General features: G+C 40.0%; 15 protein-coding genes. 7 read left to right on the top strand and 8 right to left on the bottom strand.

The window, feature by feature from the left end; genetic code table 11:
• Positions 1-20 precede the first annotated feature (20 nt).
• Positions 21-656: a hypothetical protein gene (locus L2567_RS04470; protein ID WP_235296518.1), complete on the bottom strand. Its 636-nt coding sequence runs from the start codon at positions 654-656 to the stop codon at positions 21-23.
• A 314-nt stretch (positions 657-970) separates the two neighbouring features.
• Between L2567_RS04470 and L2567_RS04465 the strand changes: the two genes are divergently transcribed.
• Entirely contained in the window at positions 971-1,756 is a 786-nt protein-coding gene (locus L2567_RS04465) for a CBM9 family sugar-binding protein (RefSeq protein ID WP_235296517.1), read from the top strand.
• A 277-nt stretch (positions 1,757-2,033) separates the two neighbouring features.
• On the opposite strand, the gene L2567_RS04460 is transcribed toward L2567_RS04465, so the two are convergent.
• Genes L2567_RS04460 through L2567_RS04440 form a run of 5 tightly spaced genes read right to left on the bottom strand, consistent with a single transcriptional unit; the run spans position 2,034 to position 6,209 of the window.
• On the bottom strand, positions 2,034-2,735 hold the full coding sequence (locus tag L2567_RS04460) for a 3-keto-disaccharide hydrolase (RefSeq protein WP_235296516.1): 702 nt from the start codon (positions 2,733-2,735) through the stop codon (positions 2,034-2,036).
• An 11-nt stretch (positions 2,736-2,746) separates the two neighbouring features.
• A complete protein-coding gene (locus L2567_RS04455; RefSeq protein WP_235296514.1) occupies positions 2,747-3,511 on the bottom strand; it encodes an SDR family oxidoreductase in 765 nt (254 codons plus the stop codon).
• 1 nt (position 3,512) lies between these two features.
• The gene (locus L2567_RS04450) at positions 3,513-3,872 is read right to left on the bottom strand and encodes a cupin domain-containing protein (RefSeq protein WP_235296513.1); all 360 of its coding nucleotides are present in this window, start codon (positions 3,870-3,872) and stop codon (positions 3,513-3,515) included.
• 34 nt (positions 3,873-3,906) lie between these two features.
• A complete protein-coding gene (locus L2567_RS04445) occupies positions 3,907-4,500 on the bottom strand; it encodes a gluconate 2-dehydrogenase subunit 3 family protein (RefSeq protein WP_235296512.1) in 594 nt (197 codons plus the stop codon).
• 2 nt (positions 4,501-4,502) lie between these two features.
• On the bottom strand, positions 4,503-6,209 hold the full coding sequence (locus tag L2567_RS04440; protein WP_235296511.1) for a GMC oxidoreductase: 1,707 nt from the start codon (positions 6,207-6,209) through the stop codon (positions 4,503-4,505).
• A 149-nt stretch (positions 6,210-6,358) separates the two neighbouring features.
• On the opposite strand from L2567_RS04440, the gene L2567_RS04435 reads away from it, so the two are divergent.
• The gene (locus L2567_RS04435) at positions 6,359-6,610 is read left to right on the top strand and encodes a hypothetical protein (protein ID WP_235296510.1); all 252 of its coding nucleotides are present in this window, start codon (positions 6,359-6,361) and stop codon (positions 6,608-6,610) included.
• A 58-nt stretch (positions 6,611-6,668) separates the two neighbouring features.
• Here L2567_RS04435 and L2567_RS04430 read toward each other — a convergent pair whose 3' ends face one another.
• Complete coding sequence (locus L2567_RS04430; RefSeq protein WP_235296509.1) at positions 6,669-7,538, bottom strand: alpha/beta hydrolase; 870 nt, start codon at positions 7,536-7,538, stop codon at positions 6,669-6,671.
• Between the two features lie 61 nt (positions 7,539-7,599).
• Between L2567_RS04430 and L2567_RS04425 the strand changes: the two genes are divergently transcribed.
• The 3 genes from L2567_RS04425 to L2567_RS04415 all read left to right on the top strand — a co-directional run bounded on the left by L2567_RS04425 (position 7,600) and on the right by L2567_RS04415 (position 10,492).
• Entirely contained in the window at positions 7,600-8,310 is a 711-nt protein-coding gene (locus L2567_RS04425; RefSeq protein ID WP_235296508.1) for an SGNH/GDSL hydrolase family protein, read from the top strand.
• 554 nt (positions 8,311-8,864) lie between these two features.
• A complete protein-coding gene (locus L2567_RS04420; protein WP_235296507.1) occupies positions 8,865-9,272 on the top strand; it encodes a DUF5655 domain-containing protein in 408 nt (135 codons plus the stop codon).
• On the top strand, positions 9,269-10,492 hold the full coding sequence (locus tag L2567_RS04415) for an RtcB family protein (RefSeq protein WP_235296506.1): 1,224 nt from the start codon (positions 9,269-9,271) through the stop codon (positions 10,490-10,492). Before L2567_RS04420 ends, L2567_RS04415 begins: the two co-directional genes overlap by 4 nt.
• Positions 10,493-10,546: 54 nt before the next feature.
• On the opposite strand, the gene L2567_RS04410 is transcribed toward L2567_RS04415, so the two are convergent.
• The gene (locus L2567_RS04410; protein WP_235296505.1) at positions 10,547-10,954 is read right to left on the bottom strand and encodes a hypothetical protein; all 408 of its coding nucleotides are present in this window, start codon (positions 10,952-10,954) and stop codon (positions 10,547-10,549) included.
• Between the two features lie 180 nt (positions 10,955-11,134).
• Here L2567_RS04410 and L2567_RS04405 point away from each other — a divergent pair, with 180 nt between their 5' ends.
• Together L2567_RS04405 and L2567_RS04400 are read left to right on the top strand one after the other, a co-directional pair.
• On the top strand, positions 11,135-12,379 hold the full coding sequence (locus tag L2567_RS04405) for a sensor histidine kinase (RefSeq protein WP_235296503.1): 1,245 nt from the start codon (positions 11,135-11,137) through the stop codon (positions 12,377-12,379).
• Positions 12,331-13,077 carry a response regulator transcription factor gene (locus tag L2567_RS04400; RefSeq protein WP_235296502.1) on the top strand — a complete coding sequence of 249 codons (747 nt, stop codon included), beginning with the start codon at positions 12,331-12,333 and terminating at the stop codon, positions 13,075-13,077. Before L2567_RS04405 ends, L2567_RS04400 begins: the two co-directional genes overlap by 49 nt.
• Positions 13,078-13,095 lie beyond the last annotated feature (18 nt).

The raw sequence follows: 13,095 nt of genomic DNA, 5'->3' as shown, positions 1-13,095 counted from the left end.
TGCATTTACGCATGATAGGGCTACTCATAACTGAGATCATCCACTACGAAACCACGGACAGATACCCTGACTGTGAATTCAGAGGTGGATTGATTTGTAACCACTATATTTTCACCAGCTCGACCAATGATTAATAGTCCAAGCGGATCGTGAATAGACTGGATACTTGTTCTATTTCCTGTCAAAAACAAGCCACGACTTCCAATGGGAAAACTAGATCCAGGTCCAATGGAAGTTTGATACTCCCCTGTTTTAGCCAAACTATTGGATTGTATAATGACGCTTGTTATCATTAAATATTTTCCCGTCGGAATACTAGTAAAGCTCCCAGATCCATCTGAATAAAGAAAGGAGAGGGCAAGCGTTTCACTAGCTAACACATTTCCTAAATATCCCGTTACTGGTCTCGGTCCAGTAGGAAGCGGTCCCGATTTTTCTGTAAAACTTGTCCATCCATTACCGGTAAAGCCTTCGAAATCACCTGTAGGACCATACCTTAAAGTGCCTTCACTTGGAGTTCTCCCATCGTTACCAATTTTCATTTTACCGTTGACATCAAACGTCTGGTCTGGATCAATTGTATTGACTCCTACCTGTGCGGAGAGATTTATGGTTATGAATAGAAAAAACAACATGTTGTAGATTATAATTCTCATATTTTCATATATTATTAAGTGTATATGGCTTAAAATAAGAAAAAGTGATATGTATAGGCATAAAAATGATTAGTTTGCTGGTCTCGGTTATTAAATGACATTATATATACGATCAGATGAGTTGCACTTAAGGATTTCTAATCAACCTATGACATTGTAATTATTGATTTCTTAAGTCATAGTAAAATGAGAGCGAGAGCGCATTTGGGGTGTATTTAAAATACAATGTGGCTAAAATACTTACTCTATCAAGCTGTTTTAGTAATGATTAAGCACTACCTTACAAATATCTTTAACCCTTAAAAATCTAAGAAATGAAAATTTTTTCCTTTTTATTACTTTTTGGCACCCTTCTAATCTCTTCATGTGCTTTGGATTCAGGAATGCAATTTCCCATTGAGGAAGTAAATTTGAATGACCATTCGGAACAAATCCATATGAATTCCAGACAAGGACAGCCCCTAAAAGTCTTCAAAGCTCCAGGTTTTATCACAATCGATGGTATCGCAGAAGAGTGGTCAGATGTCCCTCCCCGCAAAATGAGGGAGGAATTAAACACCGGATTTCCAATAGAAAAAAAGTGGGATCTTTCAGGCACCTTTCAAATGTTGTGGGATGAAAACCATCTATACTTTTTCGCTACCATATTGGACCAGGAAATCAATGTTAGTGGAGAAGCTCTTTTTGAAAAAGATGGTCTCGAAATTTATATCGATGGGGATAACAGTAAGAATGAAGCTGCACCGGGCCCTCCAATTGTTTTTCCTCCACCAGCGTATGACTCCAATGATGAGTTTATCAGATTTGTACCCGGAATCCCGGATCCACTACCTGCATGGGGCATCTACGATGTTTCAAATATATCTTTTGAAATTTTACAAACTGAAAATGGATACAATGTCGAAATTTCGATGCCTTTTTCAGATTTACCTGATTTTCCTGCTCAGCCTGGTCATGAATTTGGATTGGAGTTGCAGCTTAATGATAACGATGGAGGACAACGTCAGAATTTCTTAAAATGGTTTTCTGGGCTTGATCACTCCTATTATGATCCCAGTACATTTGGAACAGCCGTACTCTTTGACAGTGTAGCGGAATAGTAAATCTGATCGGAAAGAAACCTTGAAGGCTTGTTAAGACTTATTATATATTGAGCCAGAGATCAACAATAAGATTCAATTGTAAAGAGGCTGCCTTATTAAAGACGGCCTCTTTCTAGTCTAAGAAAGTGAGCATAAGGTTTTATCTTACAACCACCTGACCTCTTCTAAATCTGCAAGTGGAAACTTATCCACTGTAAATCCTTCATCGCAAAATGATCCAGGGAAGTAAAAGAAAATCTGATCTTAAGGATCGTTGGCTGAAGGTCCATTTTCTTTAATCACTCTCCGGCAACACCTTAATTTCTATATCTTTATAATAGACCAGACAAGAAGGATCATGGGCTTGAAATCCTATCGTACCGTGGCCAATCCTGCGGTCTTTAGACCAACCTATCGGTTGAGTCCAATCCACCGTGGTCTGGCCATCCACCCTTACAATAATTCGATCACCTTCTACTTTTATATAATAATCAAACCACTCTCCATCTTTCGAAGGTGCTTCGTCTCTTTGAATATATACTTGACCAGCTTTATCTACCCGGGCTGCATATGGTTCTTCGGTGTCACCTGGCACCCAAATATTGACCACTCCATACAAACTACCGGTTTTTCGCATATCAGCATGCTTGGAATTGACTTGTGCTTCGAATCCTGTATCAGGCCATCCCGACTTCTGATACCTGGTATGAAAATAGACTCCGGAATTAGAGGCTGCAGTGGTCATCACCTTCAAACGCATTTCAAAATTAGAAAAATCATGATCTCCTACCTCTCCATTATAAAAGAGGTGGGCTCTACCACCTTTGGCAACCAATTTGCCATCCTCGACAAAAAATGATTCCGAATTTTCTTCTGAAGCCACCCACCCATCTAAACTCTCACCATTAAAAAGTGAAACGAAGCCTTCAGTTTGGGGTTGACACATCACCACATTGACATAAACAAAAGTTAAAACTCCAAATACCAAATATTTCATAATTATAAATTTTATAACAACGATTTAATAGCTCCTCCATCTATGGGCAAAGACACCCCGGTGATGTAGCCTGCACGCTCACTCGCCAAAAATACCACAGCAGCTGCAAACTCTGCAGGTCTGCCGATTCGTCCCAGTGGAACTTCATCTAAAACCTTCTCAAATGACGCATTAGATTCCCTCAATTTCTCAAGGCGTTCGGTGGCTGTATATCCGGGTAAAACAGAATTGACTGTAATTCCATCTTTTCCAACTTCGTTTGATAGCGTTTTTACCAGGCCGATCACAGATGCCCGGACTGAATTAGACAGAATCAAATTATTCACCGGTTGCTTTACAGCCATGGAAGTTATAGCGATAATCCGACCCCAACCTTTTCTTTTCATACCTGGTAGTAAGCTTTGCATTAAATCAACAGCACTTGCCAGAAGCAATTCATAGGCCTGGTCCCAATCTCTCTTGCCAAAGGTTTCAAATTGACCTGAAGGTGGTCCGCCCGTATTGGTGACCAGAATGTCCACCCCTCCAAATTGACTGATGATTTCATCGATCAGTCGCGCACGCTCTCCGGCAACTGATAAATCTGCCTGTATGTAGTGTACTTTTTGACCAGATGCCAATTCTATTTCATGTTTGGTTTCTTTAAGATCTTCAAGTGTTCTGCCATTGATAATAACCTCGACACCTTCCTTTGCAAGCTCCCTGGCTACTGCTTTTCCCAATCCTTTGCTTGAAGCACCAATAAATGCGCGCTTACCTTCGAGTCCCAGATCCATATTATTTTCTTAAATAATCATCAGTACCGTCTAACCAATCAAGGCGTGGAGGTGCCCAGGTATCAGTTTCTTCTACATCTCCTACCATCAGCGCCTCATGTGGTAAGTTTGCAGGTATAACAATAGAATCTCCGGCGTGAAGTTCTATTACATGATCTTTTTGAGCACCAAACCAAAACTTAATCGTACCCTTTTGAACCTGGGTAATCTGCTCATTTTCATGATGATGTAATGGAACCAGGAAACCATCTTTAAATTTCATTCGAGCCACCATTACCTTTTCTCCATACAACAGTTGCCTTTGCATTTTAGGGGTGACCTGTTCGACGGGTATATCATCCCAATTAATCTTCTCTATCATAATATGAATATTTGTAATGTAGCATGAAATTAAATCATAAACTCCAGGCATTTCCCACCTCCGAAAGTGGAACACAGCCTACATATTCGCCCGGAATCGGGTCATAATTTAGTACTTCTTTGCCTATCTTTTCTGACGTCAGATAAGCCCACAAAGTTATGGACTTCATGGAGCGATAAAAACCTACTGGTTCCTGTTTGCCTACTGCCGTTCCCCACACCGCGCTATTAAATTTAGGAGCTTTGGTCTCTTCCCTCATCATTGCTTGCACCTTATCTCCATTAGAAAGATCTGCGAAAACAGCTCCATAATTCCTCACACATTCCTGATTAAATGTGGCCATTTCCGCTCTTAAGGCTTGTTGGCCTTCTTCAGTATTGGTACCGTAAACTACCTTATCAATAAATATATCTGCATTTACATCCAATGCGCCCGGAGTATCAGTCCTTGGTAATAATGTATCAACCAGGCTGGAAATCAATCTTGCTTCCTCATCCCTAAAGAATAAGGGTTGCCAATCTGCTCGTACTTCGCTTTGACAAGATTGCAAGATGGACCCAAATGAAGGCAAAATCACAACTGCCCCCATAAATAATCCTGTCCTCTTAATGGCATCTCTCCTTTTCATGATCAAATATTTAGTTTGTTAAGTTCTTCCACCGCATGATTCGCTGCTCTGGCAGTTATGGCCATATAAGTTAGTGAAGGATTCACGCATGAATTTGATGTCATACAAGCGCCATCGGTGATAAATACGTTTTGGGCAGCGTGTACCTGATTCCAGGCATTTAATATAGAAGTTTTTGGATCCTTTCCCATCCGAGCTGTACCCATCTCATGGATACCATACCCAGGTTCATGATGATTATTGAACCCTACTACGTTCTTCACACCCACTTTTTCCAACATTTCAACTGCATCCTCTTCAATCTGTTTATTCAGCGCCTTTTCGTTTTCTTTGAACTCACAATCAATCGCTAAAGTAGGTTGGCCCCACTTATCTAAATTTTCAGTATCCAAACTCACCTTATTTTCGTGATAAGGGAGGCATTCTGCAAAACCGGTGATGAAAAATTCCCATGGTCCAGGTTTAAGAAGGTTGTCTTTGAAATCCGGACCGAATTCTGGCTTATTGGCTGCCACCCGGCTACCTGCCCGAAATCCTCCACCCTGATAGCCGAAGCCTCGCAAAAATTTATCTGATTTGGTCTCTTCACTGATGTTCCAATATCTGGGTATATAAATTCCATTGGGTCGTCGACCTTTATAGTATTTATCCTCAAAACCATCTACTTGACCCAAGGCTCCTATTCTATAAGTGTGGTCCATAAGATTATGACCTAATTCACCACTATCATTTCCAAATCCATTGGGAAAGCGATCAGATTTAGAATTGAGTAAAATCTGTGTGGTACTCAATGTTGAAGCATTGCAGAAAATGATACGGGCTTTATATTCAATGGCTTCATTGGTTTCCGCATCTATGACTCTAACACCAGTTGCCTTACCTTTTTGATCATCATAAATAATGGACTGAACGATGGAGAACGGCCTTATGATTAAATTACCTGTTGCGTTGGCAGCCGGTAAGGTAACCGCATTACTACTAAAATAAGCACCATAAGGACATCCACGGCTACAACGATTTCTATACTGACATTTTCCTCTGCCATTCAGAGGTTCAGTAAGATGAGCCGCTCTTCCAATAATCAAATGACGCCCGGGAAATTCCTTTTCCAACCTGGATTTTACATGTTTTTCAACACAGTTTAGCTCCATGGGAGGAAGAAAATGACTGTCTGGCAATTGAGGTAATCCAAGTGGCTCACCACTGATACCGGCGTATTTTTCAACATATGTGTACCATGGTTCTAAGTCTTTGTACCTAATCGGCCAATCTACACCATAACCATCTTTCGCATTGGCTTCAAAATCGATCTCACTCCAACGATAAGTCTGCTTACCCCAGAGCAATGACCGTCCTCCCATCTGATGAGCCCTGATCCACAAGAAAGGCTTTATTTCCGTATAAGGGTTTTCCTGATCATTGGCATAGAAATGTTCTGTATCCTGTCCAATGAATCCAGATCTTATGCTTTTGTAATGCTTTTCTCTTTGCTCAGGTGTCAATGCACCACGATATTCATAGTCCCATGGATCATCATTCATGGTTGGATAATCTTTGACATGCTCCACGAGTCGACCTCGCTCCAGAACCAAAGTTTTAAGTCCTTTTTCACAAAGCTCCTTGGCAGCCCAACCGCCACTTATTCCAGAACCTATGACTATGGCATCATAGGTGACTTGCTTCTGAGCATCTATATTAAAATTCGCCATCTTATTAAGTTAGAGTAATTACTAAAGATAGATTTTTCTTCGAGAATTTCTAGGACTGATTAATGTACTTAATCATCGCATCCTCAGTATTCTCAAAATAACACCCGAACATAATGATGAAAAACGGGATTATATACCAAAATAAGACCATGCTACAAGAAGAAAATACGACATCATTGGATACCATTATTGAACAAATCGATACCGCTGAATATAATCAGCGGCATGTTATAAACAGTCTGGAAAATGCTTCCCAGGAGTTAATAGAATTCAATTCACCTGGACTTGACAAGGAAATAAAAAGAATGCTGTCAGCAGCAAAAGAGGCTATGTCAAAGATACAAGAGGCTAAAATTCAATTTGAAATGGCAAGAAATACTGCTTCAGCGGATAAAGTATAAGATTTTATACGCTTAAAAAAGAAGGCTGACTTAATGAGAGAAAGCCTCCTTTTTATGCTCAGAATAAGAAATTAATGGCATCCATAAATTCTTCACTCCAGAAGTTTTCGCTGTGTGTTCCCTTTTCAATGATGGAAAAATAAAGGTTTTTAGGATTTAAGTCTTGTTTAAGAACGGCTTCCATCTCTTTCGCAGGATTAATCATTTGTTGACCTTCTTCACCACCCATGATGATATACATTTTAACATCAGGTGGATGGTCAAACTCTTGTTCTAATATCCTTAGTTGTTCTGAAAACCAGTAAGAGGGACTAAATATGGCCACTTTACCAAATATGTTCGAATATTCGATCGCTGCAAAATGGGTGATTAGACCACCTAGTGAGCTTCCCATTAAGGCTGTATTTTCCCGATTGGACAAGGTTCTGTATTGCTCGTCAACAAATGGCTTAACTTGGTTGACAATGAAATTCAGGTAAGCCAGACCTTCCGAGTGGCCATATTTAGGATGGTCAAAGGGAGCCATCTCATGAATTCTTTTTTCCGCACCGTTATCAATTCCCACCACTATCAGTTTTTTCTGCACACGATTCAGGGCCTCATCCACTTTCCATTCTCCTACAAATGAGGTTGAATCATCAAATAGATTTTGGCCATCATGCATGTACAATACCGGATAGCGGTCATCTGAATCGTTATAACTCAATGGGAGATAGACTCTTATGCTCCTATTCCTATTTAAACCCTCTATGTGAAACACCGTATCCGGGATGATCACATTGGGTAGAGCTGTAGATCTGCGGTGTGATGGTTTTTCTTGCTGTGCAAAGCAGGAAGTTAAGATGGATGAAGCAAACAATAATACGAAGACAAGTGTCTTGACAGCGTATCGATCCTGATTTATTTTAATCATGAAAAGATGATCCATAGAATCACATTTTTGTTTAAACCCGTAATTATTCTAAATTGACAAAGATAAAATTATGAATATGACAAAGATACTATTGTTTTTAGCACTGTTAGCAGGTTGTAATGGACTTACCGACACTAATGAAAAGGACGGAAATGAAGAGTTGGCTGAAGAAGAGGTGATCACCTTAAACTATCTAGCCCTTGGAGACAGTTATACAATTGGAGAGAGTGTTTCAGAGACAGAGCGCTTCCCATACCAATTGATTCATTCAGAATTTTCAAAACCCCATGATATTGGAAACTACAAGATCATCGCACGAACAGGTTGGACGACCAGAGATCTTTTAGATGCGATGGATAAGGAGGTTTTGGAGGCAGGTCAATGGGACTTTATTACCTTATTGATTGGGGTAAACAATCAATACCAGGGTAAGCCTTTCAGCCAATATGAAAAAGAGTTCAATGAGCTGATGGATCGGGCGATTGCATTGTTGGAGGGAGATGCATCCAGATTAATTGTGGTTTCTATTCCCGATTATAGTGTTACACCATTTGCAGCTTCAAGAGATCCGGAGAAGATTGCTACTGAATTAAAAAGGTACAATGACTATAATGAAAAGATTGCCAAAGAGCGGGATGCCCAGTATGTATATATTACTGATTTGACACAAGATGCAAAAGATGACTTGAGTCTGCTGGCTGAAGATCAACTACATCCAAGTGGGAAAAATTATGGTCAGTGGGTGGAAAGGATGGTTCCTAAAGTAGAAGGGGTGATTGAGAATTAGAGGTTCGCAATTCCCTTGAAGAGCTGCAGTAGAGCTTTGCAGCGCAAGTGGTTCGCAATTCCCTTCAAGAGCTGCGGCAGAGCTTTGCAGCGAGGAGGCTCTTTAAGGGATAAGCGCGGAGTTCGCAATTCCCTCCAAGAGCTTTGCAGCGAGGAGGCTCTTTAAGGGATAAGCGCGGAGTTCGCAATTCCCTCCAAGAGCTTTGCAGCGAGGAGGCTCTTTAAGGGATAAGCGCAGGGTTCGCAATTCCCTTCAAGAGCTTTGCAGCGAGGAGGCTCTTTAAGGGATAAGCGCAGGGTTCGCAATTCCCTTAAAGAGCTGCAGTTGAGCTTTGCAGCGCAGGAGGCTCTTTAAGGGATAAGCGCAAGCGGCTCTTTAAGGGATCGAAGGCCTTCTCAGCTCGCAGTTCTGTGGTCATGATGCTCTGAATTACCAAGACTAATTGGGAGTATAACAAAGGATTAACTCTTAAATAAATCAGAAAATATTATGAACAGTATACATCAATCACTCATTAAACATTTTTAATTGCTCATTTAACATTACTAATTATTATGTGGATCTGCCCTAAATGCTCTCGCCGCTTCGCAAATGATAATCAGTCTCACTACTGCACTGACATAACAGTAGATGATTTGTTGGAAGGAAAGCCAGAAAACGGTATTCTGGCTTTTGATCAAGTGCTCTTAAGTGTATACGAGTTCGGGGATGTAGACGTTGGTGCTTCGGTGAATACAGCTATTTTTACAAATAAGAAGGCCTTTTTAATCGTACGACCTATGTCCAAAATCTTAGACCTGAAATTTTACTATGATGAGCCATTAAAAAGTGGCAAACTACATAAAGTAGGTAAAATGGGGAAGAAATTTTACCACCACATCAGAATAAGCAATGAAGAGGAAGTAGATGACGAAGTAGTACAATTGCTTAAGAAAGGATATGACCAAGGAATGAAATCATGAAGAATATAAAAATATTTGGGGAAGAAATCATCGATCCACCAGCGATTGACCAATTAAAAACCTGTGTGGGAGATCAGGATTTTGGTGTGTTGACCGCTGATGCACATGTGGGTTATGGACATCCAATTGGTGGGGCAATAGCCTACAAAGACCACATTTCTTTATCTGGTGTTGGATTCGATATTGCTTGTGGAAACAAAGCAGTAAGAACCAATTTAAAGACAGGCGACATTGACATAAAAAAGGTAATGGATGAGGTCGTTCGCCATATCAGCTTTGGCATGGGTCGAATCAACAAGGAGGAGGTAGAACATGAAGTTATCGACAAAATCAGAAAGATACCTGTGACCATGTCGAGAGCTAAGCGGGAACAACTTTTTCAGGTCGGGAAAAACCAACTGGGTACCGTAGGAGGAGGAAATCACTTTGTGGATCTTTTTGAAGATCAAGAAGGCTACCTTTGGATCGGAGTACATTTTGGATCCAGGGGTTTCGGCCACAAAATAACGACCGGTTTCATCTCCATTGCTCAAGGTAGTCGATTTGAAGATCAGGCAAAAGAGGGAGGCATGTTTTCAAAACCCATCTTATTTGAATTGGGAACCCAGGTTGCAGAAGAGTACATTCAATGTCTGAAGATTGCAGGAGAATATGCTTATGCAGGTAGGGATTGGGTTGTAGATCGGGTACTACAGATATTAGAAAATCCAGAAGTGACCTACGAAGTACACAACCACCACAATTTTGCCTGGGAAGAAGAACATTTTGGAGAAACATACTGGGTGGTTAGGAAAGGATGCACACCGGCATTTCCTGACCAAAAAGGTTTTATAGGCGCCAATATGTTTGATACTTCCGTCATAGTAGAAGGACTAGCGTCTGAACAATCGGCTTCCGGATTATATTCTACAGTTCATGGAGCGGGAAGGGTACTCTCTCGTCGCAAGGCTCTTGGTAAAGTGAAGCACTACCGAGAAAATGGGCAAAGAAAAATGAAAATTGTCAAGCCCGGATTGGTCAATTACGAACAGACACAATTAAAAGCTAAAAAGCTTGGAATCGAATTGAGAGGTGGAGGCGCTGATGAAAGTCCCGAGTGTTATAAGAATCTCGATGATGTTTTATATCATCAGGGAGAAACGATCAGGGTTCTGCACCGGTTAAAACCTATAGGTGTTGCCATGGCAGGTCATGATATTGTGGATCCTTATAAAGATTAAGACAGAGGCATCATCTTAGTATCTGCCTCCGTCTTAATTGCACTAACCACTGTTTTATGGAGTAGTTTTTATCGCCGACTGAGTTTTGGACTTTTTACAGCTACTTAAACAACTGTTTTTATCAGCTTGGTTTTTCAATAGTTGTACGTTTGTCTCTTTTGTCTCAATGCCTTTGTGACTTAGCCCTTTGCCGTCTTTTTCCAGGTTACTTTGCTTTTCTAATCTAACAGAAGCTACCTTCGTTTTGGAGCTATTGGCCTTACACCTTTCTGCCTGCTCCCTTGTACACAAACCTGCTGCCACCATGGCATCACATAATGACGGATCACAATTTACTGGCTTACAATCAAGATTCTCAGTCTTATTTGCAGAGTTCGTCGTATTCTCTGCACTTTGACCATTCATGACAAAAGTTCCCAAGAAGAATAGGGGAAGCATCATTAAACTTTTAAAAATGTTCATAATGTTTAAGATTAAATTCGCTCAGATCTGCTGAGGTACCACTGAAATCTGCTATTATTGATTCCTTAAGTAAATATAGGCAGAAGCCATACCGATCCTTGTTTCACACTGGTTAGCAACTTGTTAAATACCTGTTAAATACTTTTTAAGGCCAATGATAATATCGTTCTTTAATAGACAATGTGGAACAGAATACCAATCATTATCAGTGCCTCTTCAATAGCACTTATCTTACTGATCGTCATTCAGGTTAAATGGATGGACCAGTCAAGGCGATTGATTGAAGAGCAATTTGACCAAAAAGTTAACATGGCTTTATGTATGGCCGTGGAGGAATTTTCTGATTGTGAAAACAATACTGCCTTAGCTTCTAATTGTAAACCCTCAACCATTAATTCTGCCATTTGCTTCAGCGATAGCGTCAGTAATTTTGTTCAGGCCCAAAACATACATCATGAAGTGGAAAGGGCGTTATTGTACTACGATATCACCATGCCATTCGAGCTCTCCGTCGATGAGTCAAGTCCTTTATTACCCTTTGAAAACTGCGAGAGGTACCAGGATAGAATTTACTCCTGCTCTTTAAATCCTCTATTGGATAATGATGAGTTGCAATTGAATATCAATTTTCCGGGAAAACAGGCTTATGTATTGAAACAGATGGAACTAATGCTGGGACTTTCGATTCTCATCATGCTTTTCATTACATCTGTTTTTATCTACGCCAATTACTATCTCTACAGACAGAAGATATTGAGTGAAAGGAATAAGGAATTTTTTAATCATATGGCACATGAGTTTAAGACACCATTGACCAATATTGGCCTGGCCTCAAATATGTTGCTTAAACGCAATCAGGATCCACTCCTCAAAATAATAGCCAGCGAAAATGACCAGTTGAGTGAACAAGTCAACAAAGTCCTTTCCATGGCATCAGTAGAGGCAGGGCACTTTGAAATCAAAAAGGAGGAAGTAAAAGTTAAGGATCTGATTGAAAAGGTCGTCAGAAGCATGGAGATTCAGATTTTGGATAAGCATGGTGTCATCAGTGTCAAGGGGATCAAAGAAAATCTCAAAATTTTAGCAGATCCATTTCATTTGTCCAATGCCCTCAAAAACATTCTTGAAAACGCCATTAAGTATAATGAAAATGTACCTCAAATAGAGATAAAGGGTGTTGTAAGAGGAGACCAGATTCAACTCAGTATTCAAGATAACGGGATTGGTATCGATCAAAAGAACCAAAATCTGGTATTCGAGAAATTTTATAGGATCCAGACTTCAGAAAGCTATCAAAATAAGGGTTTCGGACTGGGATTATCCTATGTGAAGAAAATCATTAACCTCCATGACGGAGACATTAATATATTCAGCGAATGGAAAAAGGGAACCAGATTCGATCTCATTCTGCCAACAATACATTAGCAGTGCTTAAAGGAAATATTCTAATTGTAGAAGATGACCTCAATTTGAGTTTTCTATTGATGCAATTATTGCAAAATGAAGGTTATCGGGTCAGGGTCGCCAGAAATGGTCTGGCTGGTATCGATCTGCTGAGAAAAGAAAATTTTGACTTGTGTCTTCTGGATGTCATGATGCCTAAACTTGATGGCTTTAATCTGGCAAAGCACCTGAAAAAAGACTTTCCCACGACACCTTTCCTTTTCATAACCGCGCGTATTCTAAAAGAAGACAGACTTAAAGGTTATGATCTGGGTGCCGAAGATTACATTCAGAAACCATTTGATGAAGAAGAACTGATTTGTAAGATCCAGGTCATACTGAGAAGAACAAATACAGATTCTGAAGCTGAAGAAATATCAGTCTATCAAATTGGAAAATACATTTTTGATCGGGACAAAATGGAACTGAAATCACCGACCAAAGTTCACCGTTTAACTGAGATCGAAACCAAGGTAATGCATTTGCTATGTTCTTATAAAAACAGAATTTTAAAAAGAGAAGAAGCCGTGCTTCAAATCTATGGGAAGAAGGATTATTTTCTCGGCCGCAGTTTTGATGTTTTTATTTCTAAAATAAGAAAGAAGCTTTCTGAAGACCCTGACATCATCATTGAAAATGTATATAAAGTAGGGTTTATCATGAATGTGCCCGACGAGTAGTTCCGGTTATTTCAATAT

Source organism: Portibacter marinus (assembly GCF_021533195.1).
GTDB classification, from domain to species: Bacteria; Bacteroidota; Bacteroidia; order Chitinophagales; family Saprospiraceae; genus Portibacter; species Portibacter marinus.
This window is presented reverse-complemented; position numbering and strand designations above follow the sequence as displayed.